The following is a 23,953-nucleotide window of genomic DNA, read 5'->3' on the forward strand; positions in this document are numbered from 1 at the left end:
GGTGCCACTGGACCTCAAGGTGCTCAAGGTAACACGGGGGCTACCGGTGCCACTGGACCTCAAGGTGCTCAAGGTAACACGGGGGCTACTGGCGCTACTGGACCTCAAGGTGTTCAAGGTAACACGGGTGCTACCGGTGCCACTGGACCTCAAGGTGTTCAAGGTAACACGGGTGCTACCGGTGCCACTGGACCTCAAGGTGTTCAAGGTAACACGGGTGCTACTGGTGCCACTGGACCTCAAGGTACTCAAGGACCTGCTGGTGCTACTGGCGCTACTGGACCTCAAGGTGCTCAAGGTAACACGGGTGCTACCGGTGCCACTGGACCTCAAGGTGTTCAAGGTAACACTGGCGCTACTGGACCTCAAGGTGTTCAAGGTAACACGGGTGCTACCGGTGCCACTGGACCTCAAGGTGTTCAAGGACCTGTTGGTGCTACTGGACCTCAAGGTGTTCAAGGGCCAACGGGCGCGACTGGTATAGGAGTTACCGGACCTACTGGGCCTACTGGACCTAGTTTCCCTGTAGCAACAATTGTTGTAACAAACAATATTCAACAAACAGTACTACAATTTAATAACTTTATTTTCAATACTGCAATTAACGTAAACAATATTATCTTTAATGGCACAGATACAGTTACAGTTGTCAACGGTGGTATTTATGTAATTAGCGTATCTATTTCTACAACTGCGCCAGGATGCGCTCCTCTTGGAGTAGGCATTTCAATTAATGGGGCAGTCGCAACTGATAATTTCTCTTCAAATTTAATAGGCGACTCACTTTCATTTACTACAATCGAAACATTAGCAGCTGATGCAAGAATCTCTGTCCAATCTACTCTTAATGAGATTACGATCCCTGCAACAGGAAATACTAACATCCGCCTTACTGTATTTAGAATCGCTTAAATTTCACTATATATTGTTTATGACAAATAAAAAAAGAGCGAGGAAACTGAACTGCACCCCAATTGTTAGACACAGTCTAACAATTGGAGGTGCAGTTTTTCTATGGCTAAATTTACAGCTGATGAAAAAATACAAATCGTTCTACGTTATTTGAACGGAAATGAAAGTTATCGAGAAATGGGTAAATCGATTGGTATAAGTGACACAATTATTTTGAATTGGGTAAACCAATATAAACAAAATGGTATAGAAGCTTTTCTAAAACGATGTACAAATTACACACAACAATTTAAACTAGACGTACTAAACTTTATGATTGAAAACGGTATGTCCTTATTTGAGACGGCAGCTATCTTTAACATTCCTGCCCCTTCAACGATTTCTGTTTGGAAAAAACAGCTCGAAACACAAGGAATTGATGCCCTTCAATCTAAAAAAAAGGGGCGTCCATCCATGAAAAAAGATTCAAATAAACAATTAAAACAAACTTTAGCTGACGGGTCAGTCGAAGCACTTGAAGCACGTATTAAACAGCTTGAAATGGAAAATGAGTACTTAAAAAAGTTGAATGCCTTAGTTCAAAACAAGGAAAAATCACGAAGCAAGACAAGGCGCAAGTAGTCTATGAATTAAGGCATAAATATTCGGTGAAGGCACTCGTGGAGCTAGCTGGTATTCCACGGAGTACGTATTATGATTTAGTAAAGAAAATGAATCGTCCGGATCAAGATGCCGATTTGAAAGCTGAAATTAAAGCGATTTATGAGGAAAATGAAGGTCGTTATGGCTACCGTCGCATTCGTGATGAGTTAACGAATCGTGATCAGAAAGTGAATCACAAAAAGGTTCAGCGCATTATGAAAGAGCTTGGATTAAAGTGTGTTGTGCGTATGAAGAAATAGAAATCCTATAAAGGGAAAGTCGGTAAAATTGCACCTAATATTTTAGAGCGTAATTTTTATACAGATGCCCCGAATCAAAAATGGGTAACGGACATCACAGAGTTTAAATTGTTTGGAGAGAAACTGTATGTATCACCTGTATTAGACTTGTATAATGGTGAAATTATTACCTATACAATTGGTTCTAGACCGACGTATTCACTTGTTTCAGAGATGTTAGAGAAAGCATTAGAACGTTTACCTGAAAACCACCAGCTACTAATGCATTCGGATCAAGGATGGCATTATCAAATGAGTCAATACGTCCGCACACTTGAATCAAGGGGTATCGTACAGAGTATGTCTCGAAAAGGAAACTGTTACGACAACGCAGTAATAGAAAATTTCTTTGGGATTATGAAGTCGGAGTTCCTCTACATAAAAGAATTTGAAAATGTAGAGCACTTTAAAATAGAATTAGAAAAATATATAGATTATTATAATACGAAACGGATTAAGGCAAAATTAAAAATGAGTCCGGTACAATACCGAACTCATTTTTATCAAGCTGCCTAATGAAATAACCGTGTCTAACTTTTAGGGGTCACTTCACAGTTTTACTCTTTTTTCTATTACCTTATTTTATCATTCAATCATTGAATAACCTCTGCCATGTATCGTTTGAATATATCTTTCTTTCTTCTCGCACTTTAACTTTCTTCTTACATACCCAATATATAAATCTACTACATTTGGATTTACTACTACGTTATATCCCCAAACCTGATTCAAAAGCATTTCACGGCTCAATATTGTATTTTTATTCTTGATTAAAAATACAAGTAAATCGTACTCGCGCTTAGTAAGCGAGAGATTTTCGCCACCTTTTTTCACAATATTACTAGATGCATCAACAAAGAGATCTTTAAACTGATAAAAGTTTGTCTCATTTTGCTGAATACAGTCACTTCTCCTTAAAATTGCTTGAACCCTTGCTACTAATTCTTCTTTCACAAATGGTTTTCTTATATAATCATCTGCTCCTGCTTGTAGCCCTGCTATGCAATCCTTACTAGAAATATTGTCGGTCACAATAATGATCGGTGTCGTTTTAACAAGTCGTATTTGTCTGCAAATTTCTGGTCCCGATATACTTAATGAGTCCCAATCCAATATGATAATATCCCAATCTTGTTCATATATTATATTTAAACCTTGGTTTTCATTGTGAAGTTTTAAAATGAAATAGCCTTCTTGCGTTAGACCGCTTACAATTTTCTTTGCTGAAGACCGTTCATTCTTAATTACTAACACCTGCCTCACCGATGGTTCACCTCTACTTCAATATAACTTATTTAGATAAAAAAATTATCCCGAAAAAACAATTTAAGATTTATAAATTTAAGATTCCTAAATAATCCATTAAAACAGCTTATTAGGAGAACTCTATATAATCTTACAATAGGTATGGTTAAAAACACAAAACATATGAAGATTCGAATAAAGCGAATTATTAATTGAATAGAGATGTTTATCCCCCACTGATTATCAGTCCTCACCAATCGGGCTTTTACTGGATAAAATTGTGATAGTTAAGGGATAACACACAAGATGCATTGATGATGTAATTGAAAGAACCAAGAAATTAGATACATTCTATTTTTAGAACCATAAATTTGCCACAAACAAAAAGGACCATAACCTCGCCAATTTGGCAAAATTATGGTTCATATCATACAAAATAAAAAAACCACCAAATATGTATTGGTGGAGACGGTGGGAGTCGAACCCACGTCCAAAAATATCGGCACTTAAGCTTCTACGAGTGTAGTCGATATATTAGCACTTCGCGAACTCTTCGGCCTATCGACAGGCTTCCAAGTTGCTAGTCTGGTTATTCTCTTCCTTTGTCCTCAGACGGCGAACTCCGGCGTAGTCCACTTAGTTTGAGTCCCTTACCCTACCACATGGACGATGGAGGGAGGAACCTTTAGTGCAATTAAGCAGCTAAAGAAAGATTGTTTTGTTTGCCAATTATAGGCTTTGACGTTTTAACGAGGCCGATCCCCTCGACTCGCAACCTAAGCTCGAACTATCCCTGTCGAATCCGTAACGTCCCCATGATAAAAATGGAGCATACGAAGAAAATATCGTGATAGCTACTAAGAGCTGTTTTTCAATGTGCAACAACCTTACATAAGTTATTATAACATACGCGCTCCATTTTACAAATGTAAATATATGTATTACATCTTTTGGCGATCACGGAACGCGCGTGCAATTTCACGTTTAGCTTCTTTCTCTTTTAAATCGTGACGTTTATCGTATTGCTTCTTACCTTTTGCTAAACCAAGTGCCATTTTTGCAAATCCATTTTTCAAATAAATTCTAAGTGGAACTAATGCGTAACCTGTTTCTTTTGCAGCACCCGCTAGTTTATCAATTTCTTTTTTATGCAGAAGTAATTTTCTCGTACGAAGTGGATCATGGTTGAAACGATTCCCTTGTTCGTACGTATTAATGTGCATATTATGAACCCATACTTCACCATTATGTACACGTGCAAACGCATCTTTCAAGTTTACGCGTCCAGCGCGAATCGACTTAATTTCCGTTCCTTGAAGGACAAGCCCTGCTTCGTATGTTTCTTCGATGAAATAATCATGAAATGCTTTTTTATTTTGTGCAATAACCTTACCTGTACCCTTTGGCATATAACGTCCCTCCTCTATTTTTACTATTGTAACAAATGTTAATAAAAAGCGAAAGTGGCTCGCTCTCAAGCCACGAAGAAAAAAGAAAACGGCCCCGCTTTTGATCAAAGCGAAGCCACCCTTTTCTTACTTACGCTTTTTCTTTTTCTTCTTGAATCCTGGTACGTTTTCGAAGAATGCTTTTTTCTTCTTGCCGTTACCGTCTTTTTTCCCTGGCTGGCTAGCGGATGTGGATGCCGATGCAGATCCTCTTCCTTTTCCTTTACCACCACGGTCAAATTTTCTACCTGTGCCACGTTCACCGCCGCGCTCATTACTGCGCTCGCTACGTCCACCGCGTTTCTTTCTGCCTGTTCTTGGCTGCTCGATAACGACTGGACGATCTTTGAACTTACGGCGAGGTGTGCCTTTCATGCCAACGATTTCAAAGTCGATTGCACGCTCGTCTTTGTTTACGTTAATAACGCGAATTGTAATTTCATCACCGATGCGGAATACGTTTCCTGTACGTTCTCCGATCATAGCGAAATGCTGCTCATCATAACGATAGTAATCATCCGTTAAGTAGCTAACGTGTACAAGACCTTCAATTGTATTTGGAAGCTCTACGAATAAACCGAAGTTTGTTACAGAACTAATCATACCGTCATACTCTTCACCGATCTTATCAACCATATACTCTGCTTTTTTCATCTCATCTGTTTCACGCTCTGCTTCAACAGCACGGCGTTCCATATTAGAAGAGTGCTCTGCAATCTCAGGTAATTTTTCACGCCATTTTGCTTGCGTTTCGTTGTCGACTTTACCATTAATAATGTATTCACGAATTAATCTATGAACGATTGTATCTGGGTAACGACGAATTGGTGATGTGAAATGTGTGTAGAACTCAGTTGATAAACCGAAATGTCCTAAACTATCCGCATCGTAACGAGCTTGCTTCATAGAACGAAGCATAACTGTTGAAATAACTACTTCTTCTGGCTGTCCTTGAACCATTTCAAGAATTTGTTGCAGCGCACGAGGGTGCACTTCATTCGCACGTCCTTTTACCGCATATCCGAAGTTCGTTACAAACTCGAAGAAACGCTCAAGCTTATCTTCTTTCGGATCTTCATGGACACGGTACATAAACGGTACGTTCATCCAGTGGAAGTGCTCTGCTACTGTTTCATTCGCAACAAGCATAAATTCTTCAATTAACTTCTCTGATACAGAACGATCGCGCATAACAACGTCTGTCGGTTTTCCTTCTTCATCCACTAATACTTTCGCTTCTTTAAAGTCAAAGTCAATTGCACCACGACGCATACGTTTTTCACGTAAAATTTGTGCCAATTGGCCCATCTCTTTAAACATCGGTACGAGCGGCTCATAACGCTTAATTAACTCTTCGTCCTCATCTTCTAAAATGCTTCTTACATCAGCATACGTCATACGCTCTGTCGTTTTAATCACACTTTGGAAAATCTCGTGTTTAACAACATCACCTAAGTTGTTGATTTCCATTTCACAAGATAATGTCAGACGGTCTACTTTCGGATTTAATGAACAAATACCGTTAGATAGACGATGTGGAATCATCGGAATTACACGGTCAACAAGATACACACTCGTCGCTCTTTCTGCTGCTTCTACATCAATTGGAGAACCTTCTTGAACGTAATGACTTACATCCGCAATATGAACGCCAAGCTTGTAGTTACCGTTCTCAAGCTTCGTTACTGTAACAGCGTCATCTAAATCTTTTGCATCTGCACCATCAATCGTTACGATCATTTGATCACGTAAATCGCGGCGATCCTTTAAATCTTCTTCTGAAATCGTTTCTGGTACACTGTTTGCATGCTCCATCACTTCCTCAGGGAATGCCAAAGGTAAATGATGTTTATGAATGACAGATAAAATATCTACTCCTGGATCATTTTTATGACCTAGAATTTGAATAACTTCACCTTCTGCGCTTAAACGATTCTCTGGGTAGCTCGTAATTTTCACAACTACTTTATGACCTTCTACAGCTCCCATTGACGCACTTTTCAATACGAAAATATCACTTGTCCAGCGCTTATTGTCAGGTATAACAAAGCCAAAGTTTTTCGATTCTGTATATGTACCAACTAGCTCTTTCGTGCCACGTTCTAAAATGCGTACAATTGAACCTTCTTGACGTGAACCGCTTGATTGAGAACTAAGGCGTGCTAATACTGTATCGCCATGAAGTGCACCGTTTAATTCTGTAGGCGGGATGAAAAGATCATCGTCTCCAGTTTTCTTCTCTTCTGGTACAACGAAAGCAAAGCCACGTGCATGTCCAATTAACTTACCTCTTACTAAATTCATCTTTTCAGGAAGACCGTAACGGTTGCTACGTGTACGAACAACAAGCCCCTTCTCTTCCATCGTTACAAGTGCCTTTACGAAATCTTTAAAGCCCTCAGAACCTTCAATTCCAAATGCCTCTTCTAACTCTTGTATCGTTAACGGTTTATACGCTTCTTCTCTCATAAATAATAACAACTTATCAATATGTTCTTGTATGATTTCTTCCAAGCAAAAATACCTCCTTTAAAACCTTATATTATTTAGTGTATCCGAAAGATAGGGGATGTATAAAGCGAAACTTCAATACTCCCCTTATGATTTTTACAGTTTTCACAAAAAATTCCTTATGAAAAAAAGAGGCAACTAGATCTTACCAATCTAGTTGCTCCAAGAAGTTATATACATCCTCATGTAGCTCGTCACGTTGTTTATCAAGTGTAATGACATGCGTAGAGTCTTCATACCATTTAATGTCTTTTAACGTAGATTCTACACCGTTATAAATAATGTTAGCACTATCTGTATTAATCATTTCATCATGACGCGCTTGTACAACAAATGTTGGCGCATAAATCATATCCACATTGTTACGTACGTCAGCAATTAATTGTTGTAATGCTTTTAATGTATTCATTGGTGTCTTTTGGAATTCCAACATTTCTTGTTCGATTTGTTCTAGTGATTTTTGCTCACGTTTTTTATATTCGCGGGCATATGCCAATATACCTTGGTACATAGTTTCTTCGCTCTTAATATACATCGGTGCACACATTGGTACCACACCTAAAACAGGTACTGTATAACCTAATTTTAAAGAAAATACGCCGCCAAGTGACAATCCAACAACAGCAATTTTCTCAAAACCTTTATCTTTTAAAAGCTGATATGCCTCCGTTACATCTTGCCACCAATCTTCAGGCCCTGTATGAACAAGCTCTTCTGGTGGTACACCGTGCCCTTTATAAATTGGCGCATGACAAGTATAGCCTTTCTTTTCTAAGAAACGCCCTAACATACGTACATCAGCTGAGTTCCCTGTGAATCCATGTAGTAATAAAACAGCGCGGTCTCCACCCTCAAATGTAAATGGTTTCGGAGATGCTAATTTCATCATGTACTTCTCCTCTTTCTCTTCTGTAATCTAGTCGTATTCTTTCTATATCTAGTGTACCATATTTATATTTCTATAATCTAATTAGAAACATCTTTCAAATGGTAAAACAAAAAAAGAAGAACCATTAGTACATCTTACTAACGCTTCTTCTTTCAATTCTATAAGTTTAAGTACGTAACAGCAATTGTTAATACAAAGAACAATACAGCTAAAACAATTGTAATACGGTTTAATACCGCTTCAATTCCACGTGCTTTTTGCTTACCAAATAATTGCTCTGCACCGCCTGAAATTGCACCTGAAAGGCCTGAGCTATTACTAGATTGCATAAGTACCATAACAATCATTAAAATCGATACAATAATAAGTAAAACTGATAATAACGTATGCACTTGGCGTACCTCCTACAAAGATTCAGTTATTGTAACTGTAGCATAAATCCTATAGAAAAGCGAGAGCTATAGAGTCGCTCTCGCTTTTCTTCTATTACATAAACATCATTGCAAATAACGGTCCAAGTAAACATGTCAAAATTGCTGTTAATGTCATTGTTACCGATCCAATAACACCTTCATGTTCGTTATTTTTCATCGCACTCATAACACCCATAATATGAGACGCACATCCAAATCCGATACCTTTACCAACTGAGTTTGTAACACGGCTCCATTTTAATAAAAGAGGTCCTGTAATGGTTCCAGTAATACCCGCGATAACAACGAAAGCTGCTGTTAAGGAAGGTACACCACCGACTTGCTCTGAAACACTCATCGCAACTGGCATTGTCACCGATTTTGGTAAAGAGGATAAGATTAAGCTTTTATCTGTTCCCATAAGTGAAGCAATGGCAAAATCACTAGCGATTGCAACTGTTGTACCTACTAATACGCCACCAGCAATCGGTACAACATATTTTTGCAGAACATGACGTTGTTTATAAAGAGGAATTGCAAATGCTACAACACCGGGTCCAAGTAACTTTGCAATCCAGCCACCACCACTTTCCATATAATGTTGATATGGTATATCAAGCACGATAAATAGGAAAGCCATTAATCCTGTTGCTACAAGCATTGGGATGGTGAATGGTGTTGGAAATAATTTATAGATTTTTTTAGATAATTGATATAATAGCACCGTAAAAAGAACCCAACCGATTCCGATTAATATTTGGCTCATCGCGACTCTCTTTCCTTCCTATTCGCAAGATATTGTCCTGTATGTCCTGCGACAATAATAATTAAAAATGTACTCGCTACAACTGTAATGAAAAGAGAAATTCCTTTACTCATAAAAAAAGCACCGTAATTCATTAGGCCAAGCGTTGGCGGAATTAATAAAAACGGCATAATAGCAACGAGTGTTTCTGCTCCTAAATCGAACCATTTCACTGGAAGAACTTTTAGGCTAAGTAAAACAAGTAAGAGGAACATTCCAATCAAACTTCCTGGAATCGGAATATTTAACATTTCTTGCACCCAAGTTCCAACCATATAAAACACGTAAAGAGCAGCAATTTGGACAAGAATCTTTGTAAATTTCATGTTCATCATCCCTCATGTTTATACGATCTTCTGTTAATATCTTTATCATAGTATAAATTGTAAAAAGCTGCAATTTATCAACTTGACAGCAAAAACAGCCTATGTTATACGCTTACAACCTTGATATGACTGCATTTCTAAACAAAAATTATGTCAAAAACATTGACCTAATATAAAAAGTTTTTATTTTCTGAATTTAAAAGACTATTATTTCAATAAAATAATCTTTTTATCCTTAAACTTACATATATATAAAGTGAAACTTTAATCATTGAGGTTTTCCTCATCCCCATTAATTATTAGCCCTCACCAAGCGGATTTGTACGGGATAAACAAGATAGGTGGTGAACATATGCCCAAAAAAGTTCTCATTTTTTGTGATCCTGGGATTGATGATACGATGGCTCTCCTCTTAGCATTCTTTATCGACGAAATAGAAATCGTCGGTATCGTTGCTGATTACGGCAATGTTCCAAAAAAAACGGCCGTAGAAAATGCTCATTTTTTTAATAACGAAACAAAGAATAGAAATATCAAGATATTCGGTGGTTCAGAACGTCCCCTTACTGGTGCCCCACCTGCGTTTTTTACGGATGTACATGGGAAACAGGGGCTCGGTCCAATTATTCCAAAGGTGAATGTGACTAACGGAGAAATGGAGAATTTTTTTGAAGTCATTCCTCTTATTGAACAGTATAAAGATGAATTAATCATTGTGAGTTTAGGAAGACTTACCTCCCTAGCAATTTTGTTTATCATGTGCAAACAGTTAATGAAACAAATTAAATCTTACTACGTAATGGGCGGTACCTTTTTACATCCTGGTAATGTTACCCCTATTTCCGAAGCAAACTTTTATGGCGATCCTACTGCCGCTAATATAGTCCTTCAATCCGCAGTTAACATGTACATATACCCATTAAACGTCACTCAATACTCCATCATTACACCAGAAATGGCAGAATACATTGAGGTAAAAGGAAAAGCTCCACTTGTCAAACCGTTATTTGATCATTATTACTACGGATATTATAAAGACGCCCTACCACATTTAAAGGGGAGCCCATTCCATGACACAATGCCAATACTCGCTTTATTTGATAACTCTATGTTCACGTATCATAAATCACCTATTGTTGTCATGACAGAATCCTCTGCACAAGGAGCAAGCATAGGGGAATTTCGCTCTCTAGTGAACCAGAAGCCATTTATTGATTGGCCGGTTCATCAAATTGCAATTGATTTTGACTATAACCGCTTCTTCAAACATTTCATGTCACTTATGACGGGTGAACAATTTTAGCATAAAAAAACAGACCGTGATTTCTCACGGTCTGTCGTTTATTTTCTACAATTATCGTTTGATGTTATAGAAAGATTTGATACCATCGTAAACAGCGATTTCGCCTAGTTCGTCTTCGATGCGTAATAATTGGTTGTACTTAGCAATACGGTCAGTACGGCTCATAGAACCAGTTTTGATTTGGCCAGCGTTAGTTGCAACTGCGATGTCAGCGATTGTAGCATCTTCAGTTTCACCAGAACGGTGAGATACAACTGCTGTGTAACCAGCACGTTTAGCCATTTCGATAGCTTCGAAAGTCTCAGTTAAAGTACCGATTTGGTTAACTTTAATTAAGATTGAGTTAGAGATACCTTTTTCGATACCTTCAGCAAGTTTTTGAGTGTTAGTTACGAATAAGTCGTCACCAACTAATTGTACTTTATCACCGATACGCTCAGTTAATAATTTGTGACCATCCCAGTCGTTTTCGTCTAAACCATCTTCGATAGAGATGATTGGGAAGTCTTTGCAAAGCTCTTCATAGAAATCAACCATTTCTGCAGAAGTTAAGCCAGTACGGCCTTCGCCTGCAAGGTCATATTTACCAGTTTCTTTGTTGTAGAACTCAGAAGAAGCAACGTCCATTCCTAAGAATACGTTCTCGCCAGCTTTGTAACCAGCTTTTTCGATAGCTTCGATGATTACTTCTAAAGCTTCACGGTTAGAACCAAGGTTTGGAGCGAATCCACCTTCGTCACCTACTGCAGTGTTAAGACCTTTGTCATGTAATACAGCTTTAAGTGCATGGAATACTTCAGCACCCATACGGATTGATTCTTTGAATGTTGGAGCACCAACTGGTAAGATCATGAACTCTTGGAAGTCAACGTTGTTATCAGCGTGAGAACCACCGTTGATGATGTTCATCATTGGAGTTGGTAATTGTTTTGCATTGAATCCACCAAGGTAACGGTATAATGGAAGACCTACGAAGTCAGCTGCTGCGTGAGCTACTGCCATAGATACACCAAGGATAGCGTTAGCGCCTAGTTTACCTTTGTTTGGAGTGCCATCTAATTCGATCATAGCGCGGTCGATACCAGCTTGGTCAGTTACATCGAAACCAGCGATTTCTGGAGCGATAATTTCGTTAACGTTGTTTACTGCGTTAACAACACCTTTACCAAGGTAACGAGATTTGTCACCGTCACGTAATTCTACTGCTTCGTGCTCACCAGTAGATGCACCACTTGGTACGATAGCGCGTCCGAAAGCGCCGCTTTCTGTGTAAACTTCTACTTCTACAGTTGGGTTACCACGAGAGTCAAGGACTTCGCGAGCATAAACATCAATAATTGTTGACATAATAAATTCTCTCCTTTTTATATAAGCAAATTATTTAATAATTGTTTTACCTGTCATTTCTTTCGGTTGCTCAACACCAAGAAGTGTAAGCATTGTTGGAGCGATATCACCTAAGATACCATCTTCACGTAATTCTACGTCGTTCTTAGTAACGATGAAAGGAACCGGGTTAGTTGTATGAGCTGTCATTGGCTCTCCTTCAGAAGTTAATTCTTCATCCGCATTACCATGGTCAGCAGTAATAAGTGCTACACCATCTTTTGCAAGAATCGCTTCTACAACTTTTCCTAAACATTCGTCAGTTGCTTCTACTGCTTTAATTGTTGGTTCCATCATCCCAGAATGGCCAACCATATCACAGTTCGCAAAGTTAAGAATGATAACATCATGTTTATCATTTTCGATTTCATTTACTAAAGCGTCCGTTACTTCGTAAATGCTCATTTCAGGTTTCAAGTCATATGTTGCAACCTTCGGTGAGTTAATTAAGATACGCTCTTCTCCTGGGAATTCAGCCTCACGACCACCGCTAAAGAAGAATGTAACGTGCGGATACTTTTCAGTTTCCGCGATGCGAAGTTGCTTTAATCCCGCTTGCGCAACAACTTCACCTAAAGTGTTATCAAGGTTCATTGGCTTGAATGCCACGTAACCATCTACAGTTTCACTGAAGTGTGTCATACATACGAATTCTGGAATGTGAGGTACTTTTTCACCACGATCGAACTCACGGAAGTCTTCGTTTGTAAATACACGAGCAATTTGAATTGCACGGTCTGGACGGAAGTTATAGAAGATAACTGCATCATCATCATTGATTGTTGCAACTGGCGTGTTATCTTCGTTAACAATTACAGACGGCAATACGAATTCATCATAGATACCGTTCGCATAAGAGTCTTCTACACACTCTTGTGCTGATTTATAAGTAGGGCCTTCACCATTCACCATAGCACGGTAACATTTTTCTACGCGATCCCAACGCTTGTCACGGTCCATGGAGTAATAACGACCAGAGATAGTCGCGAATTGTCCTACTCCTGTTTCTTTAATTACTTCATTTGTTGCATCGATATAGCTTTGTGCTGTTTTTGGTCCAACATCGCGGCCATCTAAGAATGCATGAATGTATACTTTCTCAACGCCTTCTTTAGCTGCTAAGCGAAGAAGAGCAAACATGTGATTCATGTGACTGTGCACACCACCGTCAGAAAGTAAACCGAATAAATGAAGTGCAGTACCTTTTTCTTTTACGCTTTTAATTGCACTTTGGAACGTTTCGTTCTTATCGAACTCACCTTCACGAATTGCAACGTTAACGCGTGTTAAGCTTTGATATACAATGCGGCCAGCACCAATATTTAAGTGACCAACCTCAGAGTTACCCATTTGACCTTCTGGAAGACCTACTGCCTCGCCACAAGCTGTAAGCGTTGTGTGAGGGAATTTATTCCAGTAACCATCAAAATTAGGTTTCTTAGCTTGTGCTACAGCATTCCCGTAAGTTTCTTCACGAAGTCCGAAACCGTCAAGAATGATTAAAGCTGTTGGCTTTCTCATTTTACCGCCCCCAGAAGACCTAAGAACGAAGCAGGCTCTAAGCTAGCACCGCCAACTAAAGCGCCGTCGATGTCAGATTGTGCCATATACTCTTTAATGTTTTCTGGTTTTACGCTACCGCCGTATTGGATACGAACAGCTTCTGCAGCTTCTGGAGAAACAGCTTCTGCAACAACTTTACGGATGTGCGCACATACTTCGTTTGCATCTGCAGAAGAAGAAGATTTACCTGTACCGATAGCCCAGATTGGCTCATAAGCGATAACAGTTGCTTTAACTTGCTCTTCTGTTAAACCTGCAAGTGCTTTTGTCACTTGACCTGCTACTAGATCAAATGTTTTTCCGCTTTCGCGCTCTTCTAAAGTCTCACCACAACATACAATTGGTGTTAAACCATGTTCAAATGCTGCGATAGTCTTTTTGTTTACTGACTCATCTGTTTCAGCAAACATTTCACGACGCTCAGAGTGGCCAAGTACTACATAGCCAACTTTTAAGTCGCTAAGTGCTACTGGGCTAATTTCGCCAGTGAATGCACCATTTTTTTCGAAGTGCATGTTTTGTGCACCTACTTGTAAGTCAGTTCCTTCAGTTGCTGCTACAAGGCGCTCTAAGAATAGAGCTGGAGAGCAAACTACTGCATCAACAGCTGAAGCTGCTGGGATTTGACCTTTAACTTCCTCTACGAAGCTAACTGCTTCTGATAGAGTTTTATTCATTTTCCAGTTACCTGCGATAATTGGTTTACGCATGCTTTGCACCGTCCTTTTTCTTTGGCTGCTACTTATTTGTCGTTAAGACAAACTACACCTGGAAGCTCTTTACCTTCCATGAATTCTAATGACGCACCGCCGCCAGTAGAAATGTGGCTCATTTTATCAGCCATACCGAATTTTTCAACAGCTGCTGCAGAGTCACCACCGCCGATAACAGAGTATGTATCTTCTGCATCTGCTAATGCTTGTCCTACTGCTTTTGTACCTTCTGCGAATGGAGTCATTTCGAATACACCCATTGGTCCATTCCATACAACAAGCTTAGAATTTTTAATTACATCTGCATAAATTTCACGTGTTTTAGGACCGATGTCCACGCCTTCCCAGTTAGAAGGGATAGAGTCGATACCAACGATTTTAGTTGTTGCAGTTTCAGAGAATTCCTCAGTGATTACAACATCAACTGGCATGTAGAAGTTTACGCCTTTTTCTTTTGCAAGTTGCATAAATTCTTTAGCTAGTTCAATCTTGTCGTCTTCACATAGAGATAGACCAATTTCATGACCTAAAGCTTTAACGAATGTGTAAGCAAGTCCTCCACCGATGATTAAGTTATCTACTTTGTCTAATAGATGACGAATTACACCGATTTTGTCTTTTACTTTCGCACCACCGATGATAGCTGTAAATGGACGTTCTGGGTTAGAAAGTGCTTTACCAAGTACATCTAACTCTTTTTCCATTAATAGACCAGATACTGCTGGTAGGTAGTCTGCGATACCTGCTGTAGAAGCGTGAGCACGGTGAGCTGCACCGAATGCATCGTTTACGAAGATGTCAGCAAGTGCTGCAAATTCTTTCGCAAGTTCTGCATCGTTCTTTTCTTCGCCCGCATAGAAACGTACGTTTTCAAGAACTAATACGTCGCCTTCGTTCATTGCTGCAACCATTTCTTGTGCAACTGGTCCGAATGCTTCATCCGCTTTTTTAACGTCTTTACCAAGAAGCTCGCCTAAACGTGCTGCTACTGGAGTTAAACGCATTTCTTCTACTACTTGACCTTTTGGACGGCCTAAGTGACTTGCTAAAATAACTTTCGCACCTTGCTCTACTAAATATTGAATTGTAGGAAGAGCTGCACGGATACGAGTTTCATCTGTAATTTTGCCTTCTTTCATAGGTACGTTGAAATCAACGCGGCAAAATACACGCTTACCTTTTAAATCTACGTCACGAATTGATTTTTTGTTCATTGGATTTCCCTCCGACTACTAGTTAGGATTGACAAAACCCACTCAAAAGCTTAACACATTTGCTTTTAAAACGAAAGAAGAGAGAGAGGGAACAAACCCTCTCCCTCGTTTTGTCATTGATAACTTATATAATTAAGAATTAAAGACCTTTTGAAGTCATGTAAGCTGCTAGGTCTACTACGCGGTTAGAGTAACCAGTTTCGTTATCGTACCAAGAAAGTACTTTAACCATGTTACCTTCCATTACCATTGTAGATAATGCATCGATTGTAGAAGAAGCTGTACATCCGTTATAGTCGATAGATACTAATGGCTCTTCGCTGTATCCAAGGATACCTTTTAATTCGCCTTCAGCTGCTGCTTTGAATGCTGCATTTACTTCTTCAACTGTTACTTCTTTGTCAAGTTCAACAACTAGGTCAACTAGAGAAACGTTAGCAGTTGGAACACGTACAGCGCCACCGTTTAATTTACCTTTAAGTTCTGGTAATACTAATGCTACAGCTTTAGCTGCACCAGTAGATGTTGGGATCATGTTTTCAGCTGCTGCACGAGCACGACGTAAATCTTTGTGTGGTAAGTCTAAGATTTGTTGGTCGTTAGTGTAAGAGTGAATTGTTGTCATCATTCCGCGTTTTACGCCGAATTTTTCGTTTAATACTTTAGCGAATGGAGCTAGACAGTTTGTAGTACAAGAAGCGTTAGATACTACGTTGTGGTTAGCTGCATCGTATTGTTCGTGGTTAACACCCATAACTACAGTGATATCTTCGTCAGAAGCTGGAGCTGAGATGATAACTTTCTTAACTGATCCACCTAAGTGTTTCTCAGCGTCTGATTTTTTAGTGAAACGGCCAGTAGATTCTACTACTACTTCTACTCCGTAGTCGCTCCATGGTAATTGAGCTGGGTCACGCTCAGCGATAACTTTAATTTCTTTACCGTTAACAACGATGCTGTTTTCGTTAGCAGATACTTCTGCATTTAAAGTTCCGTGAACTGTGTCATATTTTAAAAGGTGAGCTAATGTTTTAGCATCTGTTAAATCGTTGATTGCTACTACTTCTACCTCAGAGTTGTTAAGAGCTGCGCGGAATACGTTACGTCCGATACGTCCAAATCCATTAATACCAATTTTAGTCATTTGAATTTCCTCCTTGGGGGATTATATTAAAGGGTAAAACCCTTTGTTAACTGTTTTGCTGCACCTTCATCTGTAATTAGAATTGAAGTGTGTCCTTGTTTAATTACAGCCTGTATTGCTTTTGCCTTTGAAGAACCTCCAGCGACTGCAACAACGTGAGATACATTTTGTAAGTCCTCTAGTTGCATACCAACTGTTCTTACTTTATGAACAACATTTCCTTCTTCATTAAAGTAGTAACCGAAAGCTTCGCCAACTGCTTCGCTTGCCTGAATCTTTAACCAATCTGCTTCTGAAGTACTTCTGCGACGTGCCATTGTTAACGCATCACCTATTCCATGAATGACGATATTGGAAGATCGAATCAACTCAAGAACTTCTTTCACGGAAGGCTCTGTCACAATAGACGCATATGCTTCGCTGCTAACATGGTCTGGAACATACAATAAGCGATAATTACTCATCGTATTTTGCGCCATCTTGGCACAAATGGTATTGGCTTCTAACTCGACGCCTTCTCCAATTCCACCACGTGCTGGGACAAATAGCATATGTAAATCTTTGCAATCAAGTTGCATCATGTCCGCAGCAGCAGCTAGCGTAGTTCCTCCAGCCACAGCAACGATATTATTCGCTGTCAGACGGTCTTTTATACAAGTCACACAAGCACGGCCCATCTCCAGTTTGACCCAAGGTGATTCATCACTATCGCCAGGGACAACGAAAACTTCATCCAAGTCTAATGTTTCCTTAAGTTGCTTTTCTAAAACCTTTAACCCGGAAATTTCTTTCATAAAGTCTTCCAAAGCAAGAACTAAAGCTGTTCCTTCTTCTGTCAAAGTCATTCCAGAAGAAGCGACGTGAACTAAGTTTTGTTCTTTCAAAACTTGTACTTCACTTCGCAATACTCGTTCTGTCATACCGAGACTTGCTGATAAGTTTCTTCTTCCAATCGGCTGCATGAGCCTAATGTATTGAAGAATTTGCATTCTCGTTTGCATAACAGGTAGCAGATCAGGTAATAATTTTTTTGTGTTCTGAATCCATGAGCGCATATCTTTTCTCCTCACTACATCGGTTCATTTCCCCTCGTGGTCACTTTACGTCCCGTAGTGACATTTTGTGTCCCACATAGGTTAAAAAAATAATCCCTGCTACGTGTATTATTGTAACAGGAGATAGAAACTTATTCAACTCTTAACTGCATTCTTTATATAGTTTATTATGACACCTTTGTGAATGTTACCATATTCTACTTGTTTTCCGTCCATTTCTACAACCGGAATCATTAAATGATATTTTTCTAAAAGGTCATTATCTTCATATATATCTATTTCCTCGATTTGAAAAGAATATTCACATTGTACTTCCTGTAAAACTTGTTTCGCCTTCACGCAAAGGCCACAATCTTTTTTGGTATACAGTACAACTTTCATCTTCTTCACCTATCCAATCGTTTTTCTTAATGACGAAGCTGGGATATGCATTTGTTCTCTATACTTCGCCACTGTTCTTCGAGAAATAACAATTTCATGCTCTTCTTCTAATAATTTTGAAATCTTTTGATCTGAAAGTGGCTTTTTCTTATCCTCTGCCCCAATAAGCGTTTGAATAAATTGTTTTACACGTTTTGTAGAAACTGCTTCATCTTCAGTCGTCGAAACGGCATTGCTAAAGAACGATTTCATCTCAAATAAACCGTGTGGTGTTTGCACATATTTATTTCGCGTCGCACGACTAATTGTCGATTCATGCACACTTAACTCTTCTGCTACCTCTTTTAAAGCGAGCGGTCTTAAATACTCTGGACCTTTCCAGAAGAAATCACGTTGTTTTTCCATAATAATATTCATCACTTGCAGAAGCGTCTGTTTTCTCTGCTTCAAACTGCGCATAATCCACTGCACATGCTGATACTTTTCTGATACATAAGATGCTACTTCACTTTCACTATTATTAAGAAGCGCACTATATTCAGAGTGAATTTCAATTCTCGGCATATTTCTCTCATTCATTTGCAAAACGAGGCGATCATCTTCTTTTTTTACTGCCATATCAGGAACAATATAAAGTGGCTTATCTGAAGAAAATGCAAGACCTGGTTTTGGTTGTAATGACGTTATACAATTTACCGCACTCTGCAATTCTTCATTGCTACACTTCAACACTTGAACGAGCTTTCGCCAATCTTTCTTCACAAAATAAGCGAAATGATCTTCTACAACCTCTTCTGCTAATCCATTACGTCTTTGTAAGCGCTTCAATTGTAAGGTTAAACATTCCTGAATATTACGCGCCCCTACCCCTGCTGGCTCCAGTGATTGGACAAGCTCTACAGAGCGGTCAACTACATGAATATGCGCAGAAAGGAGCTCTGCTAACTCTTCATTCGTTTCTTGTAAATACCCGTTTCCATCCATGTTCATAATAATGAAAGAAGCCACTTTCCGCTCTTCTTCATTTATTTTATAATACTGTATTTGATTTAATAAATGTTGCTGAATCGTTGTAGAATCCACACTGTAGATTTCCATCTGATTCTCGATTTGTTTGCTGGTACTTTTACTTGTGTTAGAGCTTTTTTTCTTCTCCCTCTCAAAACCACCTAACTCAATAAGGGGATTCTCTAACGATTGCTCATACAAAAACTCCGATAATTCTTGTACATTATACTGGAGCATTGTAATCGCTTGCCTTAACTCTTGTGTCATTGCCAAACGTAAGCTTTGTTCTTGTAAAAGACTTGCCTTCAAACTAATCTCCCCCTTGTTTCTATTGTACAATAAGTTTGGTAAAAGGAGAATCCTCACGCAGACACCCATTCCAAAATATTATTAATTTATATGTATTAATGAGATTTACAACTTACAACCGAAATTTGAATAATATTGAAAGAAAATATTAAGGTCAAAATTATTATCAAGTACTAATAGTAAATCTTATTACTAGATATAACAAGAGGGAAATAAAAAAAGTCCTAACCTACAAAACGTAAGTTAGGACTTTTTGACGCGCCCAGAGGGATTCGAACCCCCGGCAGACGTGGTACCGGAAACCACCGCTCTATCCGACTGAGCTATGGGCGCATGATTATAGAAAACACTTCATTTTCTTCTCATAATAATAGCAATAAAATCCATCTAAATCAATAAAAATATCCCCGTAATACCTTATGCATCTTAGCTAAAATCATATAAAATCTATTCCACCCTAAATTTTCCAATCATAAATTCACCCCAACTCACAAATTATAACCTATGAATTGATATTCCAAAGGGGGCTTCATTCAATGACTGTAATTACAAAATTAAAGCAAACTGTTTCTGGATTAAAAAGTGCACAAGCTAGCTTAGAGGGATTCGCTCTTGATACGGATAACCAACAAGCTAAGCAACTTTTCCAAACAGCTGCGCAGCAAACACAAACGATTATCGATTCTTTAAACCCACGCGTTGAAGAAGTCCAACAAGAAGAACCACAATACTCACAGCAATAACGCATCCGTCTTGCTGTGAAATAGAAAAAGGATGATATGCAGTCATCCTTTTTCTATCACATTACATATTGCAATAGAAATGGAATGATAATTATGCGAAAACTCGGCCTCATAACCGCATTATTTGCACTTCTATTTAGCTCTTTTACCGGATGTAATAATAGTCCTTTAGATAAAAAAGTGAAAGAAGAAGCAAAACGAACGGAGAAAGAAAAAGGTCCAAAGTTAACAAAGACGAGTACGGAATCCTTTAATCAATCTATATCACAAGGAGCGAAGAAAAGAGCTCTCGCTATGGATGAAATTATAAAAAGCACAGCAGTGAATTCAAATTTAGATCTCTACATAGCAGTTACACCTGAGCATCACGAAAGGTTTGGATTAAAACCGCTGCGCAGCAAACTTCAAAAGCAATTAAGTGATGAATACCCCACTTTCGATGTTCGTGTAAGTACAGATAAAAAAATCTTTATGTTACTCGAAAAACTTGAAAACAAAATTAAGAAAAAAGAAGTATCTAAAGATGAAATTAATAAGCAATTAAAATTCATCGGCAAAAAAATGGAGTCTAACACTTAACGCTTTTTAAAAGAAAAGGAAGGATTGCAATGTCTAGTAAAGATAAAAACTTAACCCCTGTACAACAGGAGTATAAAAAATTCGAACAAGAACGCGAACCGAAACGACCTGTCTTAAAAAATTGTATAAAAGCCTTTTTCGTCGGTGGTTTTATTTGCTTCATAGGACAACTAATCTCTACTTTTTATATTACTTATTTCGATTTCACTGAACGTTCGGCAGGAAATCCAACCGTCGCAACTCTTATTTTTATTTCTATGTTACTAACTGGATTTGGTATATACGATCGTTTTGGGCAGTTTGCCGGTGCTGGTACAGCTGTACCTGTTACTGGATTTGGTAACTCTGTTATTGCCGCATGTATCGAACACCGAACGGAAGGATTTGTACTCGGCGTTGGTGGTAACATGTTCAAATTAGCTGGTTCTGTTATTTTATTTGGTGTATTTTCTGCTTTCGTCATCGCACTTATTAAAACGATTCTCGTTCAATGGGGAGGGCTATAAATGTTACAAGGGCACCGAACGTGGGTATTTGAAAACAAACCAGTTATTATTTCGACAGGAGTCGTTGGGGGGCCATTTGAAGCAAAAGGGAAAATCCCAGAAGACTTCGATACCCTCCATGAAGATTTATGGCTCGGACAAGATTCCTATGAAAAAGCACATAAAATTTTATTCGAAGAAGCTTGTAGTCGCGCAACTGAAAAAGCAAAACTTCGTAAAGATGATATTCAATTCGTACTTGCAGGAGATTTAATTAATCAAATTACCCCTACAAGCTTTGCTTGCCGTACACTGGGCACTCCTTATCTCGGGCTATTCGGGGCTTGTTCTACTTCTATGGAAGGTTTAGCACTTGGAGCAAGTATCGTAAATGCAAAAGGCGCAAAATATTTATTAACCGGGGCATCAAGCCATAACACCGCTGTAGAAAAACAGTTCCGCTATCCTACCGAATATGGTGGACAAAAGCCACCTACCGCACAGTGGACAGTAACCGGTGCTGGGGCCGCTATTTTAAGCGATACTGGGCACGGTCCAAGAGTAACCTCTGCAACAATCGGACGAGTGGTTGATATGGGATTAACAGATCCGTTTAATATGGGAGGTGCAATGGCTCCAGCTGCCGTCGATACAATTGAAGCTCATTTACGTGAACGTCAAATTGATGCCTCTTACTACGATTTAATTGTAACAGGCGATCTCGGACATGTAGGCCGTGAAATTGCTTATGACTTACTACATAAACACGGAACAAAAGTAACGAGCGAACAGTTTCAAGATTGCGGGCTACTCATTTATAGAGAAGGACAGCCTGTCATAGCTGGTGCTAGTGGACCAGGATGTTCCGCAACAGTCGTTTATGGTCATTTATTAAACCGAATGAAAAGAGGAGAGTTCAAAAAAATACTTGTCGTTGCGACAGGCGCTTTACTATCTCCACTTACATTCCAACAAGAAGAAACGATTCCGTGTATCGCTCACGCCGTTTCGATTGAATTTGGAGGTGCAACGCAATGATTTTTTTCTGGGCTTTCGTCATTGGCGGACTCATATGTGTAATCGGACAACTTATGTTTGATGTTGTAAAACTTACACCAGCTCATACAATGGCAACACTCGTTGTTGCCGGAGCTATATTAGATGGATTCAATTTGTATGAACCATTAATTGATTTCGCTGGAGCTGGTGCAACTGTGCCTATTACAAGCTTTGGTAATGCTCTCGTTCATGGCGCAATGGAAGAAGCTGCAAAACATGGCATCGTTGGTGTTATCACAGGCATGTTTAAAGTAACGAGCGCCGGCGTATCCGCAGCTATTATTTTCGGCTTCATTGGAGCATTGTTATTCAAACCGAAAGGATAAGGAGTGTTTGTATGACTGTTATCGCTAGCGTTAAAACTTGCCTTGCTAGTGTAAGAGGAGCTCAAGCAAGCTTAAGTTCCCTTTCGCTAAATTCTACAGACGATGAAGCTAAACGCATATTTCATGAATGTATGTTAGAAATGGACAGTATCATCGCTGATTTACAAAATAGAGTTTCAGTATTGGAACGTGAAGAACCTCAATATAAAGGGTTTTAAGTAGACTGGAGGAAATGACTATGTCTCACCTGCCGGAATGGACACTTGTCATTATTCGCTCTGTATTCATATTAATCATTTTATTCACTATCACAAAGTGCTTAGGAAAAAGGCAAATTTCTCAGCTTTCCTTTTTCGAATACATAGCAGGAATGACAATCGGTGATATCGCCGCTCAAATATCTACAGGGCTTGACCAAAAGTTTTTCCATGGCGTCTTCGCTATACTTATTTTCGCCTCAGTACCTTTTTTCGTTGGCATTCTTTCCTTAAAAAACAAAACTGCTAGAGACTTTTTTGAAGGAAAATCTACAGTGTTAATAAAAGATGGCAAAGTACTTGAGGATAATTTAAAGAAAGAAAAATATACTAGTGATGAGTTACTCGAACTTCTTAGAGGAAATGGTGCATTTAGTATAGCTGAAGTCGAATTTGCTGTCTTAGAACCGAGCGGAGAATTAAATGTATTATTAAAGAAAGATTCTCAGCCACTTACTGCAAAAGACATCGGTTTAAAAGTACCAAACGAGAAAGAACCACAAACTGTTATTATGGATGGAAATGTACTAGATGAACCTCTTTCAGCAAGCGGACATAACCGCGCTTGGCTACATTCAGAATTAGAAAAACTCGGTGTTGTTATTGAAAATGTCTTTCTCGGTCAAGTGGATTCATACGGACAACTTACTATCGACATTTACAATGACAAACTCCAAATGCCTTCTCCTCAAAACAAACCTTTATTATTAGCATCTTTAAAAAAATGTCATGCTGATCTTGAACTATTTTCCTTAGAAACAAAGTCGAAATCAGCAAGCGAAATGTATAGTAAAAACGCGAAACAAATCGAAAAGATTTTAAATAAAGTAACCTATCTTTTAAAAGACTAATTATCGAAAGAACGCTTCAGTTAAAAGGCGTTCTTTTCTTTTTTTCTCCAGTTTTCATAACGTTTAAATTTATGTAATTCGGTTATG

At 38.8% G+C, this 23,953-nt stretch carries 24 protein-coding genes, 1 tRNA gene, 1 other RNA gene and 1 pseudogene; 10 read left to right on the forward strand and 17 right to left on the reverse strand.

Features of this window, described 5'->3' with window-relative positions; translation table 11 throughout:
• Both F3I02_RS32390 and F3I02_RS32395 read left to right on the forward strand, forming a co-directional pair.
• On the forward strand, positions 1–912 hold a 912-nt coding region (locus F3I02_RS32390; RefSeq protein ID WP_196478804.1), incomplete at its 5' end, for a Gly-Xaa-Xaa repeat protein.
• 102 nt (positions 913–1,014) lie between these two features.
• Positions 1,015–2,369: pseudogene (locus tag F3I02_RS32395) on the forward strand (IS3 family transposase).
• 69 nt (positions 2,370–2,438) lie between these two features.
• Here F3I02_RS32395 and F3I02_RS32400 read toward each other — a convergent pair.
• The 8 genes from F3I02_RS32400 to F3I02_RS32435 form a co-directional block, all read right to left on the reverse strand.
• Positions 2,439–3,116 carry a response regulator transcription factor gene (locus tag F3I02_RS32400; protein WP_074593742.1) on the reverse strand — a complete coding sequence of 226 codons (678 nt, stop codon included), beginning with the start codon at positions 3,114–3,116 and terminating at the stop codon, positions 2,439–2,441.
• Between the two features lie 442 nt (positions 3,117–3,558).
• Positions 3,559–3,913, reverse strand: a transfer-messenger RNA (tmRNA) gene (gene ssrA / locus F3I02_RS32405).
• Positions 3,914–4,039: 126 nt separating this feature from the next.
• Positions 4,040–4,507, reverse strand: coding sequence for an SsrA-binding protein (gene smpB, locus F3I02_RS32410; RefSeq protein WP_001123919.1), 468 nt, complete (start codon positions 4,505–4,507; stop codon positions 4,040–4,042).
• A gap of 126 nt (positions 4,508–4,633) precedes the next feature.
• Positions 4,634–7,060, reverse strand: a complete 2,427-nt coding sequence (rnr, locus tag F3I02_RS32415) for a ribonuclease R (RefSeq protein ID WP_046946642.1) — start codon at positions 7,058–7,060, stop codon at positions 4,634–4,636.
• Positions 7,061–7,202: 142 nt separating this feature from the next.
• Complete coding sequence (estA, locus tag F3I02_RS32420; RefSeq protein ID WP_000761974.1) at positions 7,203–7,943, reverse strand: carboxylesterase; 741 nt, start codon at positions 7,941–7,943, stop codon at positions 7,203–7,205.
• Between the two features lie 161 nt (positions 7,944–8,104).
• On the reverse strand, positions 8,105–8,338 hold the full coding sequence (gene secG / locus F3I02_RS32425) for a preprotein translocase subunit SecG (protein ID WP_000557263.1): 234 nt from the start codon (positions 8,336–8,338) through the stop codon (positions 8,105–8,107).
• A 94-nt stretch (positions 8,339–8,432) separates the two neighbouring features.
• On the reverse strand, positions 8,433–9,125 hold the full coding sequence (locus tag F3I02_RS32430; protein WP_196478805.1) for an LrgB family protein: 693 nt from the start codon (positions 9,123–9,125) through the stop codon (positions 8,433–8,435).
• On the reverse strand, positions 9,122–9,490 hold the full coding sequence (locus F3I02_RS32435) for a CidA/LrgA family holin-like protein (protein ID WP_000673222.1): 369 nt from the start codon (positions 9,488–9,490) through the stop codon (positions 9,122–9,124). Before F3I02_RS32435 ends, F3I02_RS32430 begins: the two co-directional genes overlap by 4 nt.
• 352 nt (positions 9,491–9,842) lie before the next feature.
• Between F3I02_RS32435 and F3I02_RS32440 the strand changes: the two genes are divergently transcribed.
• Entirely contained in the window at positions 9,843–10,793 is a 951-nt protein-coding gene (locus tag F3I02_RS32440; protein WP_001125063.1) for a nucleoside hydrolase, read from the forward strand.
• 51 nt (positions 10,794–10,844) lie between these two features.
• Here F3I02_RS32440 and eno read toward each other — a convergent pair whose 3' ends face one another.
• The 9 genes from eno to F3I02_RS32485 all read right to left on the reverse strand — a co-directional run bounded on the left by eno (position 10,845) and on the right by F3I02_RS32485 (position 19,899).
• The gene (gene eno, locus F3I02_RS32445) at positions 10,845–12,140 is read right to left on the reverse strand and encodes a phosphopyruvate hydratase (RefSeq protein ID WP_000103951.1); all 1,296 of its coding nucleotides are present in this window, start codon (positions 12,138–12,140) and stop codon (positions 10,845–10,847) included.
• Between the two features lie 30 nt (positions 12,141–12,170).
• Positions 12,171–13,700, reverse strand: a complete 1,530-nt coding sequence (gene gpmI, locus F3I02_RS32450; protein WP_196478806.1) for a 2,3-bisphosphoglycerate-independent phosphoglycerate mutase — start codon at positions 13,698–13,700, stop codon at positions 12,171–12,173.
• Positions 13,697–14,452 carry a triose-phosphate isomerase gene (tpiA, locus tag F3I02_RS32455; RefSeq protein WP_001231038.1) on the reverse strand — a complete coding sequence of 252 codons (756 nt, stop codon included), beginning with the start codon at positions 14,450–14,452 and terminating at the stop codon, positions 13,697–13,699. Before tpiA ends, gpmI begins: the two co-directional genes overlap by 4 nt.
• 32 nt (positions 14,453–14,484) lie before the next feature.
• Positions 14,485–15,669, reverse strand: coding sequence for a phosphoglycerate kinase (locus tag F3I02_RS32460; RefSeq protein WP_001036350.1), 1,185 nt, complete (start codon positions 15,667–15,669; stop codon positions 14,485–14,487).
• Between the two features lie 139 nt (positions 15,670–15,808).
• The gene (gene gap / locus F3I02_RS32465; protein WP_000161236.1) at positions 15,809–16,813 is read right to left on the reverse strand and encodes a type I glyceraldehyde-3-phosphate dehydrogenase; all 1,005 of its coding nucleotides are present in this window, start codon (positions 16,811–16,813) and stop codon (positions 15,809–15,811) included.
• Between the two features lie 26 nt (positions 16,814–16,839).
• Positions 16,840–17,868: a gapA transcriptional regulator CggR gene (gene cggR / locus F3I02_RS32470; protein ID WP_001258185.1), complete on the reverse strand. Its 1,029-nt coding sequence runs from the start codon at positions 17,866–17,868 to the stop codon at positions 16,840–16,842.
• Positions 17,869–18,003: 135 nt separating this feature from the next.
• Complete coding sequence (locus F3I02_RS32475; RefSeq protein WP_000869730.1) at positions 18,004–18,249, reverse strand: glutaredoxin family protein; 246 nt, start codon at positions 18,247–18,249, stop codon at positions 18,004–18,006.
• Positions 18,250–18,258: 9 nt separating this feature from the next.
• Complete coding sequence (rpoN, locus tag F3I02_RS32480; protein WP_196478807.1) at positions 18,259–19,566, reverse strand: RNA polymerase factor sigma-54; 1,308 nt, start codon at positions 19,564–19,566, stop codon at positions 18,259–18,261.
• A gap of 257 nt (positions 19,567–19,823) precedes the next feature.
• A tRNA-Arg gene (locus F3I02_RS32485) sits at positions 19,824–19,899 on the reverse strand.
• Between the two features lie 203 nt (positions 19,900–20,102).
• On the opposite strand from F3I02_RS32485, the gene F3I02_RS32490 reads away from it, so the two are divergent.
• The 7 genes from F3I02_RS32490 to F3I02_RS32520 all read left to right on the forward strand — a co-directional run bounded on the left by F3I02_RS32490 (position 20,103) and on the right by F3I02_RS32520 (position 23,866).
• Positions 20,103–20,309: a DUF1657 domain-containing protein gene (locus F3I02_RS32490; RefSeq protein ID WP_000216166.1), complete on the forward strand. Its 207-nt coding sequence runs from the start codon at positions 20,103–20,105 to the stop codon at positions 20,307–20,309.
• A 93-nt stretch (positions 20,310–20,402) separates the two neighbouring features.
• On the forward strand, positions 20,403–20,888 hold the full coding sequence (locus tag F3I02_RS32495) for a YhcN/YlaJ family sporulation lipoprotein (protein ID WP_001228550.1): 486 nt from the start codon (positions 20,403–20,405) through the stop codon (positions 20,886–20,888).
• Between the two features lie 29 nt (positions 20,889–20,917).
• Entirely contained in the window at positions 20,918–21,394 is a 477-nt protein-coding gene (spoVAC, locus tag F3I02_RS32500) for a stage V sporulation protein AC (protein WP_000095399.1), read from the forward strand.
• Positions 21,395–22,411: a stage V sporulation protein AD gene (gene spoVAD, locus F3I02_RS32505; protein ID WP_000938963.1), complete on the forward strand. Its 1,017-nt coding sequence runs from the start codon at positions 21,395–21,397 to the stop codon at positions 22,409–22,411.
• The gene (gene spoVAE, locus F3I02_RS32510; RefSeq protein ID WP_000575924.1) at positions 22,408–22,758 is read left to right on the forward strand and encodes a stage V sporulation protein AE; all 351 of its coding nucleotides are present in this window, start codon (positions 22,408–22,410) and stop codon (positions 22,756–22,758) included. Before spoVAD ends, spoVAE begins: the two co-directional genes overlap by 4 nt.
• An 11-nt stretch (positions 22,759–22,769) precedes the next feature.
• A complete protein-coding gene (locus F3I02_RS32515) occupies positions 22,770–22,976 on the forward strand; it encodes a DUF1657 domain-containing protein (protein WP_000215912.1) in 207 nt (68 codons plus the stop codon).
• 20 nt (positions 22,977–22,996) lie between these two features.
• On the forward strand, positions 22,997–23,866 hold the full coding sequence (locus F3I02_RS32520; protein WP_000018892.1) for a DUF421 domain-containing protein: 870 nt from the start codon (positions 22,997–22,999) through the stop codon (positions 23,864–23,866).
• Positions 23,867–23,953 lie beyond the last annotated feature (87 nt).

Source organism: Bacillus sp. SRB3LM, assembly GCF_015712745.1.
GTDB lineage: Bacteria > Bacillota > Bacilli > Bacillales > Bacillaceae_G > Bacillus_A > Bacillus_A thuringiensis_K.

What these genes read in the sequence shown, in the direction of transcription:
- smpB (WP_001123919.1), bottom strand. Translation starts at nt 4,507, where the DNA reads ATGCCAAAGGGTACAGGTAAGGTTATTGCACAAAATAAAAAAGCATTT.
- estA (WP_000761974.1), bottom strand. Translation starts at nt 7,943, where the DNA reads ATGAAATTAGCATCTCCGAAACCATTTACATTTGAGGGTGGAGACCGC.
- F3I02_RS32430 (WP_196478805.1), bottom strand. Translation starts at nt 9,125, where the DNA reads ATGAGCCAAATATTAATCGGAATCGGTTGGGTTCTTTTTACGGTGCTA.
- F3I02_RS32435 (WP_000673222.1), bottom strand. Translation starts at nt 9,490, where the DNA reads ATGAAATTTACAAAGATTCTTGTCCAAATTGCTGCTCTTTACGTGTTT.
- F3I02_RS32440 (WP_001125063.1), top strand. Translation starts at nt 9,843, where the DNA reads ATGCCCAAAAAAGTTCTCATTTTTTGTGATCCTGGGATTGATGATACG.
- eno (WP_000103951.1), bottom strand. Translation starts at nt 12,140, where the DNA reads ATGTCAACAATTATTGATGTTTATGCTCGCGAAGTCCTTGACTCTCGT.
- gpmI (WP_196478806.1), bottom strand. Translation starts at nt 13,700, where the DNA reads ATGAGAAAGCCAACAGCTTTAATCATTCTTGACGGTTTCGGACTTCGT.
- tpiA (WP_001231038.1), bottom strand. Translation starts at nt 14,452, where the DNA reads ATGCGTAAACCAATTATCGCAGGTAACTGGAAAATGAATAAAACTCTA.
- F3I02_RS32460 (WP_001036350.1), bottom strand. Translation starts at nt 15,669, where the DNA reads ATGAACAAAAAATCAATTCGTGACGTAGATTTAAAAGGTAAGCGTGTA.
- gap (WP_000161236.1), bottom strand. Translation starts at nt 16,813, where the DNA reads ATGACTAAAATTGGTATTAATGGATTTGGACGTATCGGACGTAACGTA.
- cggR (WP_001258185.1), bottom strand. Translation starts at nt 17,868, where the DNA reads ATGCGCTCATGGATTCAGAACACAAAAAAATTATTACCTGATCTGCTA.
- F3I02_RS32475 (WP_000869730.1), bottom strand. Translation starts at nt 18,249, where the DNA reads ATGAAAGTTGTACTGTATACCAAAAAAGATTGTGGCCTTTGCGTGAAG.
- F3I02_RS32490 (WP_000216166.1), top strand. Translation starts at nt 20,103, where the DNA reads ATGACTGTAATTACAAAATTAAAGCAAACTGTTTCTGGATTAAAAAGT.
- F3I02_RS32495 (WP_001228550.1), top strand. Translation starts at nt 20,403, where the DNA reads ATGCGAAAACTCGGCCTCATAACCGCATTATTTGCACTTCTATTTAGC.
- spoVAC (WP_000095399.1), top strand. Translation starts at nt 20,918, where the DNA reads ATGTCTAGTAAAGATAAAAACTTAACCCCTGTACAACAGGAGTATAAA.
- spoVAD (WP_000938963.1), top strand. Translation starts at nt 21,395, where the DNA reads ATGTTACAAGGGCACCGAACGTGGGTATTTGAAAACAAACCAGTTATT.
- spoVAE (WP_000575924.1), top strand. Translation starts at nt 22,408, where the DNA reads ATGATTTTTTTCTGGGCTTTCGTCATTGGCGGACTCATATGTGTAATC.
- F3I02_RS32515 (WP_000215912.1), top strand. Translation starts at nt 22,770, where the DNA reads ATGACTGTTATCGCTAGCGTTAAAACTTGCCTTGCTAGTGTAAGAGGA.
- F3I02_RS32520 (WP_000018892.1), top strand. Translation starts at nt 22,997, where the DNA reads ATGTCTCACCTGCCGGAATGGACACTTGTCATTATTCGCTCTGTATTC.